Source organism: Janibacter cremeus (genome assembly GCF_013409205.1).
Lineage (GTDB): Bacteria > Actinomycetota > Actinomycetes > Actinomycetales > Dermatophilaceae > Janibacter > Janibacter cremeus.
Window position 1 is genome coordinate 2,750,981 of record NZ_JACCAE010000001.1, and the last position, 20,256, is coordinate 2,771,236.

Annotated in this window: 20 protein-coding genes and 2 tRNA genes; 6 read left to right on the plus strand and 16 right to left on the minus strand. The window is 67.8% G+C overall.

Annotated features, from left to right (window positions below; genetic code table 11):
- Positions 1 to 28: 28 nt before the first annotated feature.
- Together BJY20_RS13075 and BJY20_RS13080 are read right to left on the minus strand one after the other, a co-directional pair.
- The gene (locus tag BJY20_RS13075) at positions 29 to 1,282 is read right to left on the minus strand and encodes a tyrosine-type recombinase/integrase (RefSeq protein WP_185991939.1); all 1,254 of its coding nucleotides are present in this window, start codon (positions 1,280 to 1,282) and stop codon (positions 29 to 31) included.
- A 990-nt stretch (positions 1,283 to 2,272) separates the two neighbouring features.
- On the minus strand, positions 2,273 to 3,439 hold the full coding sequence (locus tag BJY20_RS13080) for a hypothetical protein (protein ID WP_185991940.1): 1,167 nt from the start codon (positions 3,437 to 3,439) through the stop codon (positions 2,273 to 2,275).
- A gap of 1,220 nt (positions 3,440 to 4,659) precedes the next feature.
- On the opposite strand from BJY20_RS13080, the gene BJY20_RS13085 reads away from it, so the two are divergent.
- Positions 4,660 to 5,907: an IS256 family transposase gene (locus BJY20_RS13085; protein WP_185990375.1), complete on the plus strand. Its 1,248-nt coding sequence runs from the start codon at positions 4,660 to 4,662 to the stop codon at positions 5,905 to 5,907.
- A gap of 309 nt (positions 5,908 to 6,216) precedes the next feature.
- On the opposite strand, the gene BJY20_RS13090 is transcribed toward BJY20_RS13085, so the two are convergent.
- The 4 genes from BJY20_RS13090 to BJY20_RS13105 all read right to left on the minus strand — a co-directional run bounded on the left by BJY20_RS13090 (position 6,217) and on the right by BJY20_RS13105 (position 8,330).
- The gene (locus BJY20_RS13090; protein WP_185991941.1) at positions 6,217 to 6,510 is read right to left on the minus strand and encodes a hypothetical protein; all 294 of its coding nucleotides are present in this window, start codon (positions 6,508 to 6,510) and stop codon (positions 6,217 to 6,219) included.
- Positions 6,507 to 6,707, minus strand: a complete 201-nt coding sequence (locus BJY20_RS13095) for a helix-turn-helix domain-containing protein (protein ID WP_221935329.1) — start codon at positions 6,705 to 6,707, stop codon at positions 6,507 to 6,509. The genes BJY20_RS13090 and BJY20_RS13095 overlap by 4 nt, the downstream gene beginning before the upstream one ends.
- A 255-nt stretch (positions 6,708 to 6,962) precedes the next feature.
- Positions 6,963 to 7,319: a hypothetical protein gene (locus tag BJY20_RS13100; RefSeq protein ID WP_185991942.1), complete on the minus strand. Its 357-nt coding sequence runs from the start codon at positions 7,317 to 7,319 to the stop codon at positions 6,963 to 6,965.
- A gap of 270 nt (positions 7,320 to 7,589) precedes the next feature.
- Positions 7,590 to 8,330 (minus strand): copper resistance protein CopC, encoded by a 741-nt coding sequence (locus tag BJY20_RS13105; RefSeq protein ID WP_185991943.1) that lies wholly within the window; start codon positions 8,328 to 8,330, stop codon positions 7,590 to 7,592.
- 106 nt (positions 8,331 to 8,436) lie between these two features.
- Between BJY20_RS13105 and BJY20_RS13110 the strand changes: the two genes are divergently transcribed.
- Positions 8,437 to 8,512 (plus strand) — tRNA-His (locus BJY20_RS13110).
- Positions 8,513 to 8,564: 52 nt separating this feature from the next.
- On the opposite strand, the gene orn is transcribed toward BJY20_RS13110, so the two are convergent.
- Positions 8,565 to 9,194 (minus strand): oligoribonuclease, encoded by a 630-nt coding sequence (orn, locus tag BJY20_RS13115; protein ID WP_185991944.1) that lies wholly within the window; start codon positions 9,192 to 9,194, stop codon positions 8,565 to 8,567.
- 44 nt (positions 9,195 to 9,238) lie between these two features.
- Here orn and BJY20_RS13120 point away from each other — a divergent pair, with 44 nt between their 5' ends.
- On the plus strand, positions 9,239 to 10,447 hold the full coding sequence (locus tag BJY20_RS13120) for a PrsW family intramembrane metalloprotease (protein ID WP_185991945.1): 1,209 nt from the start codon (positions 9,239 to 9,241) through the stop codon (positions 10,445 to 10,447).
- Here the strand turns inward: BJY20_RS13120 and BJY20_RS13125 are convergent.
- Positions 10,437 to 11,114 (minus strand): 4'-phosphopantetheinyl transferase family protein, encoded by a 678-nt coding sequence (locus BJY20_RS13125; protein ID WP_185991946.1) that lies wholly within the window; start codon positions 11,112 to 11,114, stop codon positions 10,437 to 10,439. The two genes, BJY20_RS13120 and BJY20_RS13125, sit on opposite strands and share 11 nt — an antisense overlap.
- Positions 11,115 to 11,190: 76 nt before the next feature.
- Here BJY20_RS13125 and BJY20_RS13130 point away from each other — a divergent pair.
- Positions 11,191 to 11,264, plus strand: a tRNA-Arg gene (locus BJY20_RS13130).
- Between the two features lie 37 nt (positions 11,265 to 11,301).
- Here the strand turns inward: BJY20_RS13130 and BJY20_RS13135 are convergent.
- The 4 genes from BJY20_RS13135 to BJY20_RS13150 are packed head-to-tail and all read right to left on the minus strand — an operon-like array spanning position 11,302 to position 15,318.
- On the minus strand, positions 11,302 to 12,432 hold the full coding sequence (locus tag BJY20_RS13135; RefSeq protein ID WP_185991947.1) for an ABC transporter ATP-binding protein: 1,131 nt from the start codon (positions 12,430 to 12,432) through the stop codon (positions 11,302 to 11,304).
- Positions 12,429 to 13,214 (minus strand): ABC transporter permease, encoded by a 786-nt coding sequence (locus tag BJY20_RS13140; protein WP_185991948.1) that lies wholly within the window; start codon positions 13,212 to 13,214, stop codon positions 12,429 to 12,431. Before BJY20_RS13140 ends, BJY20_RS13135 begins: the two co-directional genes overlap by 4 nt.
- A 26-nt stretch (positions 13,215 to 13,240) precedes the next feature.
- A complete protein-coding gene (locus tag BJY20_RS13145) occupies positions 13,241 to 14,080 on the minus strand; it encodes an ABC transporter permease subunit (protein WP_185991949.1) in 840 nt (279 codons plus the stop codon).
- The gene (locus tag BJY20_RS13150) at positions 14,077 to 15,318 is read right to left on the minus strand and encodes an ABC transporter substrate-binding protein (protein ID WP_185991950.1); all 1,242 of its coding nucleotides are present in this window, start codon (positions 15,316 to 15,318) and stop codon (positions 14,077 to 14,079) included. Before BJY20_RS13150 ends, BJY20_RS13145 begins: the two co-directional genes overlap by 4 nt.
- Positions 15,319 to 15,419: 101 nt before the next feature.
- Here BJY20_RS13150 and BJY20_RS13155 point away from each other — a divergent pair, with 101 nt between their 5' ends.
- Positions 15,420 to 16,085 carry a TVP38/TMEM64 family protein gene (locus tag BJY20_RS13155; RefSeq protein ID WP_185991951.1) on the plus strand — a complete coding sequence of 222 codons (666 nt, stop codon included), beginning with the start codon at positions 15,420 to 15,422 and terminating at the stop codon, positions 16,083 to 16,085.
- Complete coding sequence (locus BJY20_RS13160; RefSeq protein ID WP_185991952.1) at positions 16,078 to 16,716, plus strand: CDP-alcohol phosphatidyltransferase family protein; 639 nt, start codon at positions 16,078 to 16,080, stop codon at positions 16,714 to 16,716. Before BJY20_RS13155 ends, BJY20_RS13160 begins: the two co-directional genes overlap by 8 nt.
- A gap of 43 nt (positions 16,717 to 16,759) precedes the next feature.
- On the opposite strand, the gene BJY20_RS13165 is transcribed toward BJY20_RS13160, so the two are convergent.
- The 4 genes from BJY20_RS13165 to BJY20_RS13180 form a co-directional block, all read right to left on the minus strand.
- Positions 16,760 to 18,226 (minus strand): dihydrolipoyl dehydrogenase family protein, encoded by a 1,467-nt coding sequence (locus BJY20_RS13165; RefSeq protein ID WP_185991953.1) that lies wholly within the window; start codon positions 18,224 to 18,226, stop codon positions 16,760 to 16,762.
- The gene (locus tag BJY20_RS13170; RefSeq protein ID WP_185991954.1) at positions 18,223 to 18,501 is read right to left on the minus strand and encodes a zf-HC2 domain-containing protein; all 279 of its coding nucleotides are present in this window, start codon (positions 18,499 to 18,501) and stop codon (positions 18,223 to 18,225) included. Before BJY20_RS13170 ends, BJY20_RS13165 begins: the two co-directional genes overlap by 4 nt.
- Positions 18,498 to 19,061 carry a sigma-70 family RNA polymerase sigma factor gene (locus tag BJY20_RS13175; RefSeq protein ID WP_185991955.1) on the minus strand — a complete coding sequence of 188 codons (564 nt, stop codon included), beginning with the start codon at positions 19,059 to 19,061 and terminating at the stop codon, positions 18,498 to 18,500. The genes BJY20_RS13170 and BJY20_RS13175 overlap by 4 nt, the downstream gene beginning before the upstream one ends.
- 66 nt (positions 19,062 to 19,127) lie before the next feature.
- On the minus strand, positions 19,128 to 20,213 hold the full coding sequence (locus tag BJY20_RS13180) for an NAD(P)/FAD-dependent oxidoreductase (protein ID WP_185991956.1): 1,086 nt from the start codon (positions 20,211 to 20,213) through the stop codon (positions 19,128 to 19,130).
- Positions 20,214 to 20,256: the final 43 nt, after the last annotated feature.

Genomic DNA, 20,256 nt, shown 5'->3' on the forward strand with positions numbered 1-20,256 from the left:
GTTACCTACTTTGTTACCCATAAACCCCTCAGAGATGCGCTGACAGGTCGTCATCGGCGTTGTCCCACGTGCGACCCAGGTACTCCCTCATCGTCATCGACGGGTCAGCGTGGCCCAGTTGGTCTGCGATCTTCACTAGCGGCATACCCGCCTCATGCAACAGCGTGGCCACGGTACGGCGGAACACGTGCGGTGTTGCCCAGCCATACCCAGCGCTACGCAGCACAGCGGCCACGGCACGACTGGAGTTAGACCGATCCCACGGACGCTCCGGATCATCGGCGGCAGGTGCAGGGAAGACCAGCCCCGACGTGTCCTCACGCTCAACACGTGCCCTCAGACGCTCACACAGCCAATCCGGCAAGCCGAGCGTGCGACGTGAGCCCTGCGTCTTGGTGCCCCTGATCCTCACTGAGCGGCCGTCGAGGTCGAGGTCTTCCCAGCGCAGGTCCCACGCCTCACCGATGCGCACGCCAGTCCCTGCGAGGAAGTGCAGCAAGTCCGCTGTCGTCTGCGCCTTACGGCCGACCCGGTGCCACGTCTTGGCTTCCGCCAGCGTGTCAGCGTGGGTCAGTATCTCCTCACGCTCAGCCCTCGTCAGGGCCCGCTCAGTGTCCCGCTCGTCCTCAGACTTGCGACGCTGGCGAGACTGCCCATCCTTCGCCTTGACCGGCTTCACAGACCGCATGGCGTTAGCCGCTAGTACGCCGTCGTTGACTGCCTGCCCGATGATCCCTGACAGGACAGAGCGCGTCATCTTTGCCGATCCGGTGCCGTGCTCGTCGGCTACGGACTGGAGGAGACGACGCAGGACAGGCGGGCGGTTGACCTCTGCCAGCGTCAAGCCACGGACGGATGAGCCGGCAGCGTCAACGTGACGGGACCATGCGCCCCGGTATGCGGTGCGTGTTGCCTCCGACAGTCCAGAGTCGGGCCTGTCCACCAAGTCGAGCCACTGCCTACCGGCCTCAACTAGCGGCATGTTCTCACCACCGATGACGCCGTGACGGTCGAGCCGTTCGGCTACGGCCCGGTTCACTGCGTCGGTTGCCTCAGCCACGACGGTGGCTTTGCGCCTGCCACCGTCGATCTGTCGGGAGACCTCACCGCGCACGCCGTCATGTCCCCGGTAGTAGCAACGGGCGCGCCAGCGCTCCACCTGCTCCCAGCGCTTTGGTTGCGGCTTGTCTTTGCCGTAGGTGCGCCACTTTGCCCCGTCGAGGTACAGCCCGAAGATTTCAACATCCCCGGCCGTACCTGGCTCCAGTCTTGGTCTGCTCATGGGTGAGAGTTTATCGGTAACGGGTTCGGTGTTCAAGCGCTCTCGGCTGGGTCGGGCTGACGCTGGCTCCCGCGCCGGTTAGTCCATGAACCCAGGTGCCCACATAGACACGGCTGATCCGAGCGTCGCAGCTAGCACGCCAAGAATGGCGAGAGTCTGGGCGCGGTGGTGGCGCTTGGCATCGGGAGACACTGCGATCGCGCCGGGTGTGTTCGGGCCAATGCTCTGAGGGGGGCGCCAGTTGATGCACAGTGCCCAGAGTTCAAGCACCGCAGCGACCGCGAGGAAGGAGAGGGCCAGCGCGTTGAGAATCATGCGGGCAACGCTACGGCTGCCACTCAGGGCACAGCATCACGGCACCCATGCCACGGCAGTAGGGGAGTAGTGCCCCGGCCCGTCTCGTCCTGCCAGCGGATAGATCGACCTGGCTGATTACTCCCGGCCGCCTCTCGTGCTCGTCCTGACGTCGAGCCGGTGCCAGCGCTCGCCCTGACTTGCTCCAGACCTGCCGTCCTCTAGTCGATTGCCGTAAAGGGCCCTGACAGGCGTTTACCTGACGGTTGGGTGTCTGGTGCCCGAACCTCTTTAGGGTCGCTCAGAATCGCTCACAGGTGCCTTATGCGCTGCGCTAGCCATCCATGCCCCGGACTGTGGGGGTATGACCCCCTGCGTAGGATCCTCTTGCTCGGTAGGTCATAGCTGCTGCGCTTGCGCGCAAGTTGGAAAGTCCTTTGAGAATGGTTCTCATGCACTGGATCCCCATGATGCCGGGGAAGTCGTCGGCATGTCGCCGTTGGTGAGTGCAGGTTGTAGCGCTTTCGGGTTGTCTGCCGTGGGACTCCTGAGTTTGGCGCGCAGGTTGAGGAGTCGATGAGCCGGGGGACTGCCCCAGCCGGACGGATCAGGTCCAGCCGGGGCAGTCGCTCAGTCTCAGACAGGGAGACGCCACGTGGTTGGCACTCCCGATAGAGGCGGAAGGGACTCCCGTCCTCAGACTCGGGACTGAGCCGTGTAGGTGATGCGCACGGTTGCCGTGGTCGGCTGACCGACCATGCTGCCCTCTACTTCGTTCTCGACGGTGGCCTTGCACTCAGTGATGCGACCGTGTGGCGTCTCCATGCCCACGGCGGCCTTGCCAGCGTCGGCAACGTAGGCGGGTAGTTCCCGCAGGCGGCGAACGTTGTCCGCGATCTCACGGCCGAACCGCTGCCGCTCTGCCGGTGCCAGCGTGTAGCGCATGGTGGCCACGTACTCGGTGGAGCGCTTGCCGTTGTCCTCCTTGACGGACTTCACCTGAGCCTCAGCGTCGGGACCCACGTTGGCGAGGTAGTGGAGGGTGAGCCTGCGACGGCTCACCCCCATCCCGTCTTCGTAGGTGCCGAAGTGTGGCAGGACATGGCTCTGCATGATCGAGTGGGCGGCGTTGTAGTCCGCCTTGCCGACTCGGGGCAGGTACATCAGCTTGGGAATCTCCGGTGCAATGGCCGGGGTGACGCTCACGACGTCGAGGTAGACCCCATCACCAACCTCTCGCCCGGTGCGTGCTCGGACAGTGCCAGCGTCCCTAAACGTGGATTCGAAGACCTCCCGCACGTGAAACTCATCCATGGAGCGAGTGAGGCTGTTACGGAACCACGACAGCGTGAGCACGGCCTCTTCCCTGCCGCTCCGGTCGACAGGCTTTGTGTCCGCCTCATGGGTGAGGAGGAGGGCAGGCAGGTCCATGCCGTCCGGCAGACGGGTAGGTGCAGCGCCCACGCCGTAGTAGGTCGGTGCCAGCCCGTCGAGGAGACGGGAGACGGCAGGCTCAGCGGCAGTGATGTAGTCGAGGTCAGTCACGATCTTCTGACGGGAGAGGCTGCGCTGACGCTTCACCGCTCCGGCCTGTGCCAGTTCGGCAGCCTCAATCTCAGCACGGGCAGCGGCGATGTCAGCACCTGTGACGTTGGCACCGGCTGCGCCAGCATCGGCTCGCAGGTCGTCCAGTGCGTCTGTCGTGTCCTGCACACGCTCAGCGCTGGCGCGAACCTCAGCCGCTGCCGTAGCCACCGCTTCGCGGTGCTCGTCGATGGCGCTCTGATTGAGCGTCAGGTCTGCCACGTCCTGAACGTAGCCGTGGGTGCTCGTGGTCTTCTTGGTGCTCGTCTTGGTCGTCATGCTCTGTTCTCCTTCTCTGTTGAGTTGTCCGCTAGCGGTATCGCCAACGGGGTCTTGCTTCCTGCCAGTGACATCGGAACCGACGTGCGGGCCCGGAGGGCATCCGCATATCGGAACCGACCGCACCGGCAGAGGGTTAGGGCATCGGCAGTAAGGGTTAGGTCCAGTGGGCCCGGAGGGCCCCCCTAGCGCTGGCGATAGGTGCCTGCCTCTGTGGGCCCGGAGGGCCCCCAAGCGCTGGCTGCTTACCGCCTGTCTCTGTGGGGCCGAAGGCCCCCCTAACGCTGGCGGCTGGCCCTCTGGTGAGAACACACAGCCGCTGCCGCTGCGGTCGGGACCCGCGCCCCCCAAAGGGGCGCGTAGCCGAGACAGTCTCAGCCGCTGAGAGTTAGGTGCCTGGCACCTGTCCCCCCAAACTTTCCAGCCACTGACTACTACTAACTATGTATGCCTCACTTAGCGGCCGATGGCCCAGTCTGGCGGCTCATCTGACCGGTTCTGCCAGCCATCCAAGTCGGCCATTTGCAGGCTCATCTCAGCCAGTGCCTGAAACTCGCTGTCGAGGTCGCTCGGTGCTCCGACCTTCTCCGCTGGCACAGTCAGCGCGTATACCGGCGTGGCTCTCATCCCAGCCCGATATGTAACGGTCCGCTCTTGCGTCAGCATCTGGCATCCCTTCGCTGTAGAGATGAACCGCTCCATGGTTGCCCTAGAGACTTGGGCATCCTCCGCCATGAGGCCGACTGTCCGGGGATGAGTTGGCGATCCTGACACGTGATCCCAGCCGCATAGAGACAGCTGCGCTGCGGTGTTCTTCACTTCACGACGTACTGACAATGTCTCCCAGACCGACAGCCACCGATCCCGCGACACCTGGCCTCTGCCGTCCTGCTCACCTGTCATCCCGCGCAGGTGACGCGGTGGCACATAACAGATCATCCGCTCACGCTGGAGATAGTCCCCGCCAAGTCGCATGCGCTGTAGTTCACGCACCGGCTCGTCACGCTCAGCCCAAACCATTCCCGTCCTGAACCTCCTTCCTATCTCGTCGCTCCCATCGCTTCTGTCTGTTGTAAAAGCAGGCGTGGCACTCGTCCCAGTTGAGTCCCGCATAGTGGTGTAGCGCGGTGGCAGACTAGGTGCCCCTGAGGGCATAGGTGCGGCCACCGTGTGATCCTTCGAGTCAACCTTCTACCGAATCCTCGAACGGAGTCATCACGATGACCGCACCACACATTGTCGACCCTGCGGGCCTGCTGAGTGAAGCCCTGACCGAAGCAAGCCCGGATCTGATGCGTTCGCTGTTGCAGACGATGATCAACGCGCTGCTGTCCGCGGACGCCGACGCCGTCGTCGGCGCCGAGTACGGCCGCCCCACACCGGGCCGCTCGGCGCAGCGCAACGGGTACCGCCACCGCGACCTGGACACCCGCGTGGGGACCGTCGACGTCGCCATCCCGAAGCTGCGCACCGGCAGCTACTTCCCCGAGTGGCTGCTCGAGCGCCGCAAGCGGGCCGAGTCGGCGATGATCACCGTCGTCGCCGACTGCTACCTCGCCGGCGTCAGCACCCGCCGCATGGACAAGCTCGTCAAGACCCTCGGCATCAACTCCCTGTCCAAGTCGCAGGTCAGCAGGATGGCGGCCGACCTGGACCAGATCGTCGAGGACTTCCGCCACCGCCCCCTTGACGAGGCGGGACCGTTCACCTTCGTCGCCGCCGACGCGCTGACGATGAAGGTCCGCGAGGGCGGGCGCGTGGTCGCCACCTCGGTACTGCTCGCGACCGGGGTCAACGCCGACGGGCACCGCGAAGTCCTCGGACTGCGCGTGGCCACTTCCGAGACCGGGTCCGCATGGAACGAGTTCTTCGCCGACCTGACCGCCCGCGGCCTGACCGGGGTACGTCTGGTCACCTCCGACGCCCACCAAGGGTTGAAGGAAGCGATCGCGGCGAACCTGACCGGCGCCGCGTGGCAGCGATGCCGCACCCACTACTCCGCGAACCTGATGGACGTCACGCCCAAGTCGATGTGGCCGGCCGTCAAGGCGATGCTGCACAGTGTCTATGACCAGCCCGACGCACCCAGCGTGCAGGCCCAGTTCGACCGGCTCATCGAGTACGTCGACGAGAAGCTCCCACAGGTGGCCGAGCACCTCGCCGGCGCGCGGGAGGACATCCTCGCGTTCACAGCCTTCCCCAAGGACGTGTGGACCCAGATCTGGTCGAACAACCCCCAGGAGCGCCTCAACCGCGAGATCCGACGCCGGACCGACTCCGTTGGGATCTTCCCCAACCGCAACGCCATCGTGCGTCTGGTCGGAGCCGTCCTGGCCGAACAGACCGACGAATGGGCCGAAGGACGGCGCTACCTCGGCCTCGACGTCCTGGCCCGCTGCCGCGTCACTCTCATCACCACCACCGACCCCGAGATCGGAGCCGAAACCATGCCCGCCCTGACCGCCTAACCCCACCCCGAAGGATCACGCAGCGCTACACCACTACCGGGGACTTGACCCTCGTCCCGAACACGCAAGCCGGTACGCCTGCGATTCCTGTACTCGCCCTCACTCTTTGGCGTCCCGCAACTTGGGCAGATGATCACTAGTCCGCTCGTCAGTACCTCGCTCATTCCTTCTTCGCTCCTTCCAATATCCACACGTCGAGGCAGACCCCGCACCTGTCTCTACGTCGTCCGTCCTTGCTGTTTCTGCGCACTCCGAACCGTTCAATGGGCAACCACTTACGGCAGTCCCTGCAAACCTTGCGCTCGTCCACTAGGCCCGCTCCTCTGCCTCATAGATCGCATTGATAAGCGCCATGCGCCGCATCAGGGTTTCGGCGGGAGTCCTCAGCGTGGACAGGTGCGCCCGTGCCGCCTCTAGCCGCTCCACTGCGCCCCGCTCCCTTGAGTCCGCGATATCCGGCATGTCGGCCCACTGGGGAGCCTTAGACCTCGTGGATTTGAGGGACATCTCTGCCGACCAGACCTCAGTCCGGGCGGCGTTCCACTTAGCCGCGTCGCTGTCCAGTGCAAGAAACTCCGCCTCTAGCTGCTCCGACCGCTTCACGCACTCACCGGCCCGACGACGTGCGCGTCTTCGTAGGCGAGTACGTCGGCTAGCCGGTACAGCACGCGGCCGGGAAACTTGAGGAATGGCAGCCCTCTGCCCTCGGTGCGCAGGTTGGCCAGGTGTCCTGTACTGCATCCCCAGCGCTCCGCCAGTTCCTTGGGCGTCATGTGTCGCTGTCCGCTGTCTTCACTCACTTCCTGCTCCTCTCTCTCGTCTGTGCATAAAAAAAGACCAGCCCGTTAGGACTGGTCCAGTGCTTCGAGCCGATATAGAGATCGCCTCTCAGCAATGCGAGAGCACCCGCTAGAGGTCGTCTAGGTAGGTGCTCACGTTCTGTATGACGGGGAGTGGTTCCCCGTGTTTGTCCTACTCCTTCGACATTACAGATCATCTCTGTACATGTCAAGGCAATACAAATAGCCCCAAATCAAGGGGGCGCAAATAGAAATCTAGGGCATGGCTGTCAGCCTGTCAACCTCACGCATCAGGTCAGCACTGGCGGCCGCCAGCCGGTCTAGGTCGCACTGCTCATGGATCGGCTCGGGGCAGTACAGGCCCAAGATCGCCCGACCGTCCGCAGTCTCGCCAGCGTCGAGCGTGCCCCCGTTGTCGTCCTCGGAGGGCTCCCAGCCCATCCCGTCGAGCCGCTGCACCATGGCGGACCAGTCGGCAACGTGTGCCGATGACAACGGCGTGAACGGATCGCGCACGTCCTCGTCTCGGTTCGGGCGAATCAACAGCGTTTCACCTGTCATCGGGTCGAGGACGGCTGTGTGTGCCGCTGTGCTCATCGTCGTGCTGTGCATGCTGCTCCCTCTCGTCTGGGCCCGTGGTGGGCCCTCCCGCTACCGATGTTGTTACCCATAAACCCCCTGATTTACCTACATTGAAGATGAACCGCCATGATGTCACAGATGACGAACTCCCTTGATATGCCGGGCGAAACTGAGGATTCGTGATCCATCCTGATCTAGGTGCCCCATACTCTGCGGGTTCGGGGTTCAAGTCCCTGTTGGCGCACCACACACGAGGAAGGCCCCGGAGATCTCTCCGGGGCCTTCCTGCGTCGGGACGGGTCAGTCGCGGGGGGCCTCGTCGTCATCGGAGTCGCGGCGCCCGCGGACGAGCATCACGAGTCCACCGATGACCACCACGAGTGCACCCGCGGCGAGGGCCCACCACCACGGGGAGGTGCCCTCCTGGGCCGTCTCGTCGGCGGCCTGGTCGCTCGGGTCGTCCTGGGCCGTCGCGGACTCGTCGCTGCTCGTGGAGCTCTCGCTGGGGGTCGAGTCACCCTCGTCCTCGCCGGTGGTCTCGCTCGGGCTGGGGGACTCGCTCGGCTCCTGTGCAGGGGAGGAGGTCTCCGACGGGGAGTCGGGGGCGGCGTCCGGCTCCTCCTCGACCTTGCCTTCGTTGTCCGCGGGCGCGTAGGTGAAGGTGAAGGAGTCGCTCACGGGGTGCCCGTCGGCACTGACCACCTTGAAGGTGACCGTGTACTCCCCGGGGTCCATCGTGTACTCCACCGGCTGGTAGACCTTCGAGCCGTCGACCTGCGGGTCTCCCTTGGCGACGTCGGTCGAGCCGGACTTCACGCTGACCTGGTTCAGGCCCTCCTGGATGGGCTCGTTGAAGCGCAGCATGATCTCCGGCGGCACGGCCGAGAGCGTGGCGCCGTCCTGGGGGCTGGACCCCTCCAGGCGGGCATGTGCGTCCGCGGGGGCGGCGGTGAGGACCATGGCGCCCAAGAGGGCGGCCAGGGCCAGGAGTGAGCCCAGCACGCGGGCGAAGGGGGGATGTGGGATGGCTGAAGTCGTCACCCGACCATCGTGCCTGATCGAGCTGGCAACCTGCTGGAGGCAGGGTGGTCATGAGCACCGGTTGGGAGCAGGTACGATGGTCCGCGCTGCCCAAGACAGGCACATGGTGGGTATAGCTCAGCTGGTAGAGCATCGCGTTGTGGTCGCGAGGGTCGCGGGTTCAAGTCCCGTTACTCACCCCAGTGCAGAAGGCCCCCGGACGAGTTCGTCCGGGGGCCTTCTCGTGTCGGGGTGTCAGCCGACCTGGTACCGATCGGCTATCTTCTTCAGCTCCGCGGTCTCGAGGCCGGGCTGGGGCAGGAAGACCGCCTCGCGGTAGTACCGCAGCTCGGCGATCGACTCGGTGATGTCGGCGAGGGCCCGGTGGCCACCGTTCTTCTTCGGTGAAGCGAAGTAGGAGCGGGGGTACCAACGACGAGCGAGCTCCTTGATGGAGGAGACGTCGATCATCCGGTAGTGGAGGTGGCCCTCCAGATCGGGCATGTCCCGCTGCAGGAAGGCGCGGTCCGTCGCGACGCTGTTCCCGCCGAGGGGGGCCTTGCCGGCCTCGGGCACGATCTCCTTGATGTGCGCGAGCACGGCCTGCTGGGCGTCGGTCAACGACATGCCCTCGGCGAGCACGTCGAGCAGCCCGGAGGTGGTGTGCATGTCGCGTACGAAGTCGTTCATCTGGGTCAGGGCGGCGTCCGGTGGACGCACGATGACGTCGATGCCGTCGCCCACCTGCTCCAGCTCGTAGTCGGTGACGAGCGCGGCGACCTCGATGAGCGCGTCGTGCTCGAGGGAGAGGCCGGTCATCTCGCAGTCGATCCAGACGATGCGTTCGGACGGGGATTGAGTTGGTGCAGTCACGCCGATCACCATATCGACCGCTGCCGGAGCGCCCCGCACTCGATTAGCGTGTGGGCATGAGCTTGCCCTCTCCCCAGCCCCCTGCCGTGGGGGTACCGCCCTCTCCGGAGTGGTACACCCACCAGTACGTCACCACCCAGGCCCAGACGAACCCGACCCCGCGACCGACCTTGCGTACGTGGCTGCTCAGCGGCCTCGTCGTCGCCATGTCCGTGGTGCTGGGTGCCCTCTTCGCCCTCTTCTACGGCTACAGCTTCGGTCTCGTGTGGACGGCCATCAGCCTCTTGGCCGCGCTGCTGCCGTTGACGCTGGTGGTTCCGTTCTTCCTCTGGCTCGACCGATTCGAGGCCGAGCCGTGGCGCTACCTCGTGACGGCCTTCCTGTACGGGGCGCTCGGGTCGACCGCGCTGGCACTCGTCGCGAACTCGCTCGGGGGCGCCTTCCTGATGAGCGTCACCAGTGCGCAGTCCGCGGACGTGCTCACGGCCGTGCTCATCGCGCCCTTCACGGAGGAGACCTTCAAGGGCCTCTTCCTGCTCATCATGTGGTGGTTCATGCGCCACGAGTTCAACGGACTGACCGACGGCATCGTCTACGCGGGCATCGTCGCCGCGGGCTTCGCCTTCACCGAGAACATCCAGTACTTCGCCGGGGCAGCGATCGAGCACGGCCTCGGCGGGTTCGCCACCACCTTCGTCGTGCGGGGGATCATCAGCCCGTTCCTGCACCCGATGTTCACGACACTGACCGGGATCGGCGTCGGCCTGGCCGCCGTCTCGGCCTCTCGGGCGACCAAGGCCGTCGCCCCGGTCCTCGGCTGGTGCGGGGCCGTGCTGTGCCACGGACTGTGGAACCTGTCGGCGTCGGCGGGGGGCGGCGCCGGTTTGCTCCTCGGCCTCGCCTGCGGGTTCGTCGCCTTCGTCGCCTTCGTGATCTTCCTCGTGTGGGCCCGCCGTCGCGAGGGCCGGATCATCGGGGAGTACCTGATGCCTTACGCCGCCACCGGGTGGCTCTCCAGCGACGAGGTCGGGATGCTCTCGACGATGAAGGCACGCCGCCGGGCACGCTCGTGGGCGAAGCACCACGGCGGAGCGACCGGCACGGCGTCGATGCGCAGTTTCCAGGACTGCGCCTCGGAGCTGGCCCTGCTGCGTCGACGGATGCACCGGCACACCTTCGACGCGGAGACGCTGCAGCGCGAGCGGGTCCTACTCGACTCGATGACCGCTCGACGGCGCGAGTTCGCCGGCGCCGTCAGCCGCTGACGACCTCGAGCCGCTCGTCGGTGAGGCCGGCGACGGCCGCGCGGTGGTTGGCGGTAGTGAGATCGAGGTCGACCAGGGACACCGACGCAGGCGCGGGCTCATCGGCGCGCCAGGCGAGCAGCCCCGGCGGGTCGAGCGGACCGGTGACGAGGACCTCGGACGGGTCCACGACCAGGCCGTGGCCGGTTGCCTTGAGGATGGCCTCCTTGCGGGCCCAGACCCGGGCCCGGGAGATCAGCAGATCCTGCCCGTCCAGGTGCTCGAAGGCCAGGAGTTCCTCGCGCGCCAGCGTGATGTCCGCGAAGCCCTCGAAGTCGGCGTCGGTGAGGTCCTCGGTGTCGACACCGACGTCGATCCCCTGCGCGACGGCCACGACGGCCAGCGAGGAGGTGTAGGAGAGCGAGAAGTGCCACCCCGGCACGTCGACGAGGCTCGGCTTGCCGTGCAGTTCGCTGCGGCAGGTGGTGCACCGCCGCTCGAAGGACAGGCTCGCCGGGTCCTCCCCGAGGAGCTCGCCCAGCGTGCGTCGCACGAGGGCGTGGCCGGTGACGAAGGGGGCGGCGTCGCGTTTGCGTCCGGCCCTGGCGCGCTCGCCGTCGTCGAGCAGCGCCAAGTCGGCGAGGCCGTCGTCGACCTCCGCCTCACGCACGATGACTCTCGCGGACATGGTCCCGATCATGTCAGGTCGGCTGGCTCACTACACTGAAACCCGCCCCGACCGTGGCCACCCGCGGTCGGGGAGTGCCTCCGTAGCTCAGCTGGACAGAGCAAGGGCTTTCTAATCCCGAGGTCGCGAGTTCGAGTCTCGCCGGAGGCGCACGATCACCGATGTTGCGAGGTGGTGAGCCTGAGTATCAGGCGCCCCGCAGAGACACCCGGTCACGTGGTCCCGGCTCCTCTTGTGCTGTCGCCGACCCCGCGCTCTCCGTATCGGCCACCGCCCACAGGCCGTGTGCCCCGGGCAGTCGGACACCGGTGCGGTCGCCGGGACGGAGCGTCGAGCCCAGTCGTACCTCGACGGTGATCCTGGGCCCGGCCGCGACGCCCTGGTGCTCGAGAGCCACGACCACGTCCTGATGGGCGCCGGACTGGCGGACGTGCACGACCAGGCCGGTGAGCGTCGGGGACGTGCCGAGGGGGGCCAGCTCGAGTCTTTCCTTGCGCACCACCAGGATCGACGGGCCCGTCGACTCGACCTCGCCGGGGAGGGGAAAGGACCCAAAGCTCGAGTGGTGGACACCCCCTTCGATCCTGCCGGGCAACTCGTTGAAGCCGCCGACCAGGCGGGCGACGGCGAGTGTCCGCGGCGCTGCGTACAGCCTCTCGATGACATCGACCTGCTCGATACGTCCTTCGACGAGCACGGCGACACGGTCAGCGAGCTCGGCTTCGCCCAGGTCGTGGGTCACCATGACGATCGTGGGCTGCAGGGTGGCGCGGACCTCATCCATCAGTCGGTGCATCGAAGCACGCAAGCCGGTGTCCAGACTGCTGAAGGGCTCGTCCAGGAGCATCACCCGGCGCTGGGCGGCGAGAGCTCGCGCCAGCGAGACGCGTTGCTCCTGGCCACCGGACAGCTGCCGCGGCCGGCGGCGGCCGAGGCCTCCGAGGTGGACGAGGTCGAGGTATCGCTGCGCGGCAACCCGGCTGGACGTCCTGTCCCGGCTGCGCAGCCGGTCGGCGAAGGCGACATTGTCCAGCACGTTCAGGTGCGGGAAGAGGTGTGGTTTCTGGAACATCATGGTCAGGTCACGTCGCTCCGGTGGCACACCCGACACGTCCACCCCGTCGAGGAGGACCTCACCGGACTCGGGAGATTCCAGGCCGGCTGCGACCCTCAGCAGCGTGGTCTTGCCGGAGCCCGAGGGGCCGAGGACGGCGACCATCTGGCCGGCCCACACGTCGAGGTCGACGTCGGTCAGGGTCGCGCCGGTCGCGCACGGGTGCCGATGGGTGATGGCGGACAGGCGCAGGGCGAGGGTCATCGATACCCCTTCGTCGTGGTGCGTGCCACCACGTAGGTGTAGACGGCGAGGACGGCCAGCGGTGGCAGGCTGGCGAGGACGGCCAAGGTCGCCGTAAGGGCGTCGTTGCCCGAGCCGGCGGCCGCGGAGCCGATGAGGATGGGAGCGGTGATGATCTGACCGCCCCCGATCAGCAGGGTGACGGCGTAGTCGCTCCACCCGACGAGGAAGGCCAGACCCGCTGCCGTGACCAGGCCGTTGGCTGCCGCCGGCAGCGTCGTCCGCCGCCGCGCCCGGGCCGGGGTGGCGCCCAGGACACGGGCCTGTTCCTCCAGCGCCGGGTCCAGGGACAGGTACGTGGCCCTCAGGGTGAAGGTGGTGTAGGGCAGTGCGAACACGCTCAGGACGAGGACCACGGCGACTTCTCCGGGGATGCCCAGTCGCAGGATGACGATGTCCAGCCCCATCGCGACGGCGAAGGGGGCCAGAGCGACCGGACCGAGCAGCACGAGCGAAGGGAGGGTGGGCCGGCGCAGCAGTCGCCACCCCAGTGCCCGCCCGGCCAGGGCCCCCAGAGGTGTTGCGATCAGCGCCACGGCCGCTCCCAGCAGCACGGACAGGCCCAACGCCGTGAGCACCCCCGAGTCCAGCGCATCGTGCCACGCGTCCAGCCCGAGCTCCTGGGGCACCCGAGCCGTGCCCGACCAGCGCGCGGCGCCGGTCCACATCACCAGCGGAACCAGGGGAATGACCAGCCAGAGCACGAGCAGCGCCGTGACCGTCGCTGGGCGTGTCCAGCGCATCGTGAGGTGGTTGGGTTGCCGGCGCCTCATCGCTCGGCTCCGAGTCGATGCAGGACCGGAAGGATGATCAGTGTTGCCGTCAGCGCCAGTGCCGTCGCGACGACCGCGGTGGCGGCTGCCTGGGGTCGGGCGGTGACGTCGATGTTGGTGAAGAGTCGGTAGGCCATGACCGGCAGCGGTTCCGGGTAGGCGCGACCCAGCAGTCGCGCAACCTCGTAGGTACCGAGTGAGTAGAGGAAGACGATGAGCGACGAGGCGGTGAGGGCGGGCGCGGCCAAGGGCACCATGACGCGCCGCCATTGGGCCCTCGGGGTCGCGCCGAGCACCGCTGCCGCCTCCCGCAGTTCCGCGTAGGGGCGCCCGATGGCGGCGACCACCACCAGCGCCACGAAGGCCGACTCCTTCCACGCCAGTTCCAGCACGGTGGCCCACGGCCATCGGCCGCCGACCAGATCAGGCCACGATGAAGCCGGGATCCCGGTCCAGCGCTGAGCCAGCCCCACGTCGGAGAGGAGAAGCCCCGTCGCGGCCGCTCCGACGAGGTGCGGCACCGTGAGCGCCACGACGGCACACCCGATGACGAGACGGGCTCCGCCACCGGCGCGCACGATGACCGTGGCGGTGGTGAGACCGATGATCGCGGCGAGGACGGTCGCCGTGGTGGCCGTGACGAGGGACTCCTGCGCCGCACCGCGTAGGTCGCCGGCCACGACGGTGAAGCCATCAGCGCTCAGTCGGGGCTGGCCGACGAGGGGCAGGAGGCCCAGACTCGTGGCGAGGACGGCGCCCAGTGCCGTACCGGTGACCGCCACGACCAGGACCACTGCTGGCGCAACGAGTCGGGCCCCGGAGCCGCCATCCGTCATGACCCGGCTCCCAGGACCGCCCGACGCCAGCCCTCGTCGAGCTCGGTCACCCAGGACGAACCCAGCTCGGGGAGGGCATTGCGTGAAAGGACCTCGTACGGCGGAACGATGTCAGAGGTGGGTAGGTCCTCGAATCGTGCCCGGTCGGACGCGTTCATCAGGTCGGTGTCGAGCACGGTGAATTGACCCCATGTGCCGGGGTCGGCCTTGATCGCCTGCTGCTCGGGCGAGAGCGCGACGTTGGCCACCACCATCGCGCCCTCGGCGTCACCGGCCGTGGCCGGTATGGCGAGGAAACTGGCGTTGCCGATCGTTCCTTCCTCCAGAGGGAGGACGCGTGTGGTCGGCGGGAAGGTGCCGTCCTCGACGAGTCCGGTCAGCCTTGCGGGACCGTAGGTCATCGTCAGGTCCACCTGGCCGTCCGCGTAGAGACGGTCCAGGGCGACGGAGTCGCGGGGGTAGGTTCGTCCCTGGCGCCACAGGGACGCGGCCACGTCGTCCAGCGTCTCCCACAAGGCCGGGGCCAGGTCGTCGTACGTGGCCTGGTCGAATCGTGCCGGGATCTCGTCGACTCCACCGGAGGTGCTGTAGAGCGCCTGCCGGAGGAAGACCGAGCCGGTGAAATCAGGTGGGGCCGGGTAGGTGAAGCGTCCGGGGTGGTCCTGTGACCACTGCAGGACGCCGGAGAGCGTCGTGGGAGGCTCCGCGATCCGGGCGGAGTCGTAGACCAGGGTGAACTGCGCCTTGTGCCACGGTGCCTCACAGCCGTCGACCCGGGTCCCGAAGTCGTGGGTGACCAGAGCGTCATCCGGTGCGACGTACGTCATGTTCGGTAGTTGGGAGGACCAGCCACAGCGCCAGGCGTCAGCCTGCTTGCCGGTCGCGAAATTGTCTCCGTTGACCCACACGAGGTCCACCGCGCCATCCTCCTCACCGGCTTGGCGTTCGGCCAGGATCCGGGTCATGGCGTCGGAGGTGTCAGCCACCGGGACTCGTCGTAGGGTCACTCCGAGATCGGCTGCGGCGGGCGCGAGTACGTCGTCGACGTAGGCATTGCCCTGTTGGTCGCCTCCGTACATCCACAGGTCGACGGTCTGCCCCGTGGCCTGGTCAGAGATCTGCGTCCAGGAGCGGTTCCCGGTCGTGGAGCCTCCGGGCGCAACCGGAGCGGCGCAGGCGGAGATCATGGACATCAGCAGCGCGGCCGGCAGGAGAAGTCGAGCAGAACGTCGGTGCATCGGACCTCCGGGGCAGGCAACATGTCACATCAGGAACACTTCGGGATGCTCGGGGACTTCCCGCAGTAGTACACACCGTTCAGCACCAGTCAGGAGCACGCATGGGGCGCGTCGCTGGAGTCAAGGCAGCACTCCTGGCGCTCATGCTGCTCGGCGTCACTGTCCTCGCGATCGTGCTGGGGCCCCCGGACATCGCGGCACTGAGGTCACGGGTCGCCGTCGCCGGCATCTGGGCGCCCGTGCTCTTCGTCAGCCTCTATGCGGTGCTGGCTCTCGTTCCCGGCCCCAAATCGCTGCTCACGATCGCCGGCGGTGCCCTCTTCGGCCTGTGGGCGGGAGCCGGTCTCTCCTTGGCCGGCGCGCTGGTCGGCGCCGTCGTCGCCTTCGGCCTGGGGCGGGTGCTGGGGCGGGAGGCGGTCGATCGGCTCACTCGTGGACGGGTGAAGCGCGTCGACGCACTGCTGACCGCCCACGGACTGTCGGCGGTGCTGCTGGTTCGGCTGGTGCCCCTGGTCCCCTTCGATGCGGTCAACTACGCCGCCGGGCTGACCGGTGTCAGGGTGCGGCACTACGTCCTGGGTAGCGCCATCGGGATGGTGCCCGGATGCCTGGCCTACGCTGCCCTGGGTGCCTACGGCTCCGACCCGTGGGGTCTGGCGGCCGCCCTCTCTGCGTTGGTCCTGCTCATCGTGGGCGGGTCGTGGTGGGCGCGACGACTCAACGAGCCTCGCGGCGAGCACAGCAGCGATGAGCGGGCCCATGTTTGACACAGCGGCTCGCCGCCTGCTGGACCCGCCCTTGTCCGGGTTGGCCGGGCTCCTCGATCGACCGGGGGTGACCCCGAACGGATTGACCCTGCTCGGCCTGGCCACCGGGCTGGCCAGTGCGGCGACCGCCGCCGGTCGGTTGTGGTGGTGGGCACTGGCACTGTGGGTGTTCTCCCGGCTGATGGACGGGCTCGATGGCCCTCTTGCTCGGCGGCGCCGCGCGGCCGCTCGTGGTGGCGAGGAGGGTCCACGGCCAGAGGCCGGCGGCTTCCTCGACATCACGGCCGACTTCGTGGTGTACGGCGCCACCGTGATCGGGGTGGCCGTCGGCGCGACCGCCCAGTACGAGGTCGGCTGGTTGCCCTTCCTCGGGGTTCTCTTCGCCTACTACATCAACGGCGCGGCCTTCTTGGCGTTCTCCTCCATCGCGGAGCGGACCGGTCGTCAACGAGACGACGGGCGCTCGCTCAGCTTCCTCGGCGGTCTCGCCGAGGGCACCGAGACCGTCGCAGTGCACGCGCTGTGGCTGCTCGTGCCCGTGCACTCCGGCACCATCGCCACCGTGTGGGCGGGGGTCGTCGGTATCAGTGCCGCCCAGCGCATCGTGGCCGGATTTCGCGATCTGTCGTGAGTGGGCTCGCCGCGGACGGTCTGTCGATGCCTCTCATCCGTCGTCAGGCAGCCCGGCGTAGCCGCCAGCGACGAGTCCGCACGAGCACTCCCAGGGCGCGTCGGGCGGTGGGCCGTGCGAGTTGGTCCCGCACGTCGGAGACCGCCGCATTCCACGGCCCGTCGTTGTACGTGGGATAGGGGTGGATCACGCCGGTGAGGTCGCGCGTGGTCAGTCCCCGGGTGATCGCCAGAGTGAGCTCACCGAGGGTCTCACCCGCTCGTGGGCCGACCACGGTGGCACCGAGAATGCGACCGCGCTTGCCGACCACGAGTCGGGTGGTGCCATCGACTGCGGCCTCTGCCACAGCTCGGTCGACGTGGCTGTGCGACCACTCGACGCAGTGCAGGCCCGGCAGACGGGTGTCGCTCGCGAGGCCGACGGCCGCGACCTCCGGATCGGTGAACGTCACCCTGGGCACCGCGGCCAGGTTGACCTTGCGGCGCACTCCCACGATGGCATTCGAGGCAGCCAGGCTCGCGTGCACTCCAGCGGTGTGGGTGAACTGGGGATGGCCGGTCAGGTCCCCGGCCGCCCAGATGTGGTGGTTGGTGGTGCGCAGCAGCTCATCGACGACGACGAAGCCGCGGTCATCGACCTCGACCCCCGCGGCGTCCAGCCCGAGGTCGACGGTGCGGGGGGTGCGCCCGACGGCGACGAGGAGGCGGGTGAAGGGGACCTGCCGCCCGTTGCCGAGACGGAGGACCCCGGCCCCTCCGGTGGTGGCTTCGATCGCCTCGACGCCGGAGCCGGTGTGCAGCTCCACCCCGTCGTCGACGAGGGCACGGGCGAGCGCCTCGGCCGCGCGGGGGTCCTCGCGCGGAAGGATCGAGGGCGCGCCCTCGACCACGGACACCCGGCTGCCCAGGCGGGCAAAGGCCTGACCCAGCTCGCAGCCGATGCTGCCGCCACCAAGGACGACCAAGTCGGCAGGGAGCTCATCCAGATCCCAGACGGTCTCGCTGGTCAGGTACCCCACGTCGGCAAGGCCAGGGATGCGCGGGAGCGCCGGTGCGGCCCCGGTGGCCACGAGGGCCTGCCGAAACCTCACCCTCGTCCCGTCGATCTCGGCCGAGTCCGCTGTGGTGAAGTGGGCGGTGCCCTCGGTGACCGCGACCGAGGACTCCTCCAGTGCCTCGATCGAGTCGACGGGGGCAATGTGGTCGATCGCTGCGCGCACATGACGCATCACCTGGGTGAAATCGACGGAGATCTCGCCCACGCCGACGCCGAACCGGTGGGCAGTGCGGGCGCTGGCGGCGACGGACGCGGCCGCCAGCAGCGCCTTGGATGGCACGCAGCCCGTCCACAGGCAGTCTCCTCCGGTGCGCTCCTGTTCCACGAGCAGGACGCGGGCACCCAGGTGTGCGGCGGTCTTCGCTCCCACGATTCCGGCCGTGCCACCGCCCACAACGAGCAGGTCCCACAGGTCGTCGTCGGCGGGCGCGGTTTTGGTTCGGCCGGCGTTCATGCGTGGTCCTCGTCGTTGATCGTGGTCAGGAAGTCCCGGATGCGTTGGACCGACCCGGGGTCAACATCCATCCCGCCCGACCACAGCGACAGCGCCCGGTGCAGCGTCCGGTGCTCGGCGACGACCCGCGTGCACCGTGCGCAGGTGGCCAGGTGCCCCTCGAGGCGCGAGATCTCCCCGGGCGTCAGGGGTGCAGCGGGGTCGGCATCGAGATAGCGCTGGATACGGCGGGCGGACCAGTGGCAGGTCAGCATCTGCCGCAGGGTCCCTGTCATGACAGGCCTCCTCGAACGAGTGAGCTGGACCTCAGCGACGTGCGCACGCGCTGGCGTGCCCGGCTCAGGCGAGACATCACCGTGCCCACGGGGACCCCCATGATCGCGGCGGTCTCGCCGTAGCTGAGGTCGTGGACGTCGACGAGGATGAGCGCCGCCCGAAATCGGGGGTCGAGCGCGCGGATGGCGGCCGCCAGGTCCTCGTGCAGCCGTTGGTCGACGAAACTGTCCTCGGCGCTGGGCAGTTCCGAGCGTCCGAACGCCGGCTGTGCGGCGCGGATGAGTTCCCAGTCCCCGATGGTGCCCGGCCGTTGCCGACGGTGCATGTTGGCGTTCGTATGACGCAGGATCGTCAGCAGCCACGCCCGTGGATGCCTGCCGTCGAAGCGGTCGACAGCCCGGTACGCGCGCAGCAACGTCTCCTGGACCAGGTCCTCGGCGTCCGCCCGATTCGCGGTGATGGACTGCGCCACCCGCAGCAGTACCTCGATCTCGGGCTCCACCCACTCGCGGAAGCGGGCCTTGCGAGGCGCGCTGTCCTGGGGCTGGGAGTCATTCACGACTGGGTAACCCCCTGGGAGTGGCGTTCCTTCCCGGTCTGCCGGACCGGTGCGTCAGGGTCGTGTTCATCGCAGTCGATACATCGTCAGCCACCGCTCATCGATGCGGCGCTTGAGCCGGAGCACGCCAGCGCCGTACCACCACCAGCGTCCTCGGACGGCGAGGCCCACACCGCCACCGAGGTCGAGGATGGAGAGCGCGCGACGTCGTGGTGTGTACTGCGGCAGGTCGCGGTCATGGATCCGAGCGAGCAGGCTCTGGTGCAGCACCGGTCCCTGACGCACTCCGTGGACCCCGAGCCGTGGCAGCGGGCGGGGGAGGAACTGGGCGCAGTCGCCCACGGCATAGATCTCATCGCGATGCGTGTGCTGGAGGGTCGCACGAACCGGTACGCCGCGCTCATCACCGAGTCCCCACTCCTCGAGCACGGGGGGCGCTGACAGTCCAGTGGCCAGGACCGCGACGTCGTGTGCGATCTCGCACCCGTGGGCGCAGACCAGGCCTCGCTCGCCGATCTCCTGCACGAGGCACCCGGTGTGGATGGCCACGCCCCGCCGCGCGAGGACACGCAGCACCCGTTCGCGGGCTCCGGGGGGCAGGTCCGCGCCGATGGCGGGGCCGGACTCGACGAGCCGGACCCGACCCACACCCCACCGGGTCGCCAGTTGGGCGGCCAGCTCGATGCCGGTAGCGCCCCCGCCGACGATCGTGACGGTGGTCGCAGAGCGGGTCGACTCCTGCAGGCGGGCATCCAGAGCCATCAGAGCGGCCAGAGGTTTCACGCGCACGACGCTGGGATGAACCCGCATGCCCTGCGGCGAGACGACGCTGCCGATGTTGAGCGAGAGCGCGTCATAGGCCAGCTGGGCGCCATCCGCGCCCGTGGCGATCCGACGGACCGGGTCGAGGCTGAGCAACCTGCCCTCGTGGAAGTTCACTCCGGTCGAGCCGGCGAGGGCCCGCACATCCACTCTCCCCGCACCGCGAGGCAGACCACCGACGGCCATCGCCGAGGCAACTCCGCTGTAGTCGAAGTACCGCGGCGCCAGCAGATGGATCTCGTATCCTGCGGCAGCAAGTTCGTCGGCGCGCCTGATCAAGTGAAGGTGCGCATGACCCGCGCCCACCAGGAGTGCCTTCGTCGTTGCCATGCACGTGATCCTGACACCACGTGCCACGGCGCGCAGCGGATTC

Excerpts from the sequence above, each read along its gene's own strand:
- BJY20_RS13075 (WP_185991939.1), bottom strand. The coding sequence starts at position 1,282 with ATGAGCAGACCAAGACTGGAGCCAGGTACGGCCGGGGATGTTGAAATC.
- BJY20_RS13080 (WP_185991940.1), bottom strand. The coding sequence starts at position 3,439 with ATGACGACCAAGACGAGCACCAAGAAGACCACGAGCACCCACGGCTAC.
- BJY20_RS13085 (WP_185990375.1), top strand. The coding sequence starts at position 4,660 with ATGACCGCACCACACATTGTCGACCCTGCGGGCCTGCTGAGTGAAGCC.
- BJY20_RS13100 (WP_185991942.1), bottom strand. The coding sequence starts at position 7,319 with ATGCACAGCACGACGATGAGCACAGCGGCACACACAGCCGTCCTCGAC.
- orn (WP_185991944.1), bottom strand. The coding sequence starts at position 9,194 with ATGGTGATCGGCGTGACTGCACCAACTCAATCCCCGTCCGAACGCATC.
- BJY20_RS13120 (WP_185991945.1), top strand. The coding sequence starts at position 9,239 with ATGAGCTTGCCCTCTCCCCAGCCCCCTGCCGTGGGGGTACCGCCCTCT.
- BJY20_RS13125 (WP_185991946.1), bottom strand. The coding sequence starts at position 11,114 with ATGTCCGCGAGAGTCATCGTGCGTGAGGCGGAGGTCGACGACGGCCTC.
- BJY20_RS13135 (WP_185991947.1), bottom strand. The coding sequence starts at position 12,432 with ATGACCCTCGCCCTGCGCCTGTCCGCCATCACCCATCGGCACCCGTGC.
- BJY20_RS13140 (WP_185991948.1), bottom strand. The coding sequence starts at position 13,214 with ATGCGCTGGACACGCCCAGCGACGGTCACGGCGCTGCTCGTGCTCTGG.
- BJY20_RS13145 (WP_185991949.1), bottom strand. The coding sequence starts at position 14,080 with ATGACGGATGGCGGCTCCGGGGCCCGACTCGTTGCGCCAGCAGTGGTC.
- BJY20_RS13150 (WP_185991950.1), bottom strand. The coding sequence starts at position 15,318 with ATGCACCGACGTTCTGCTCGACTTCTCCTGCCGGCCGCGCTGCTGATG.
- BJY20_RS13155 (WP_185991951.1), top strand. The coding sequence starts at position 15,420 with ATGGGGCGCGTCGCTGGAGTCAAGGCAGCACTCCTGGCGCTCATGCTG.
- BJY20_RS13160 (WP_185991952.1), top strand. The coding sequence starts at position 16,078 with ATGTTTGACACAGCGGCTCGCCGCCTGCTGGACCCGCCCTTGTCCGGG.
- BJY20_RS13165 (WP_185991953.1), bottom strand. The coding sequence starts at position 18,226 with ATGAACGCCGGCCGAACCAAAACCGCGCCCGCCGACGACGACCTGTGG.
- BJY20_RS13170 (WP_185991954.1), bottom strand. The coding sequence starts at position 18,501 with ATGACAGGGACCCTGCGGCAGATGCTGACCTGCCACTGGTCCGCCCGC.
- BJY20_RS13180 (WP_185991956.1), bottom strand. The coding sequence starts at position 20,213 with ATGGCAACGACGAAGGCACTCCTGGTGGGCGCGGGTCATGCGCACCTT.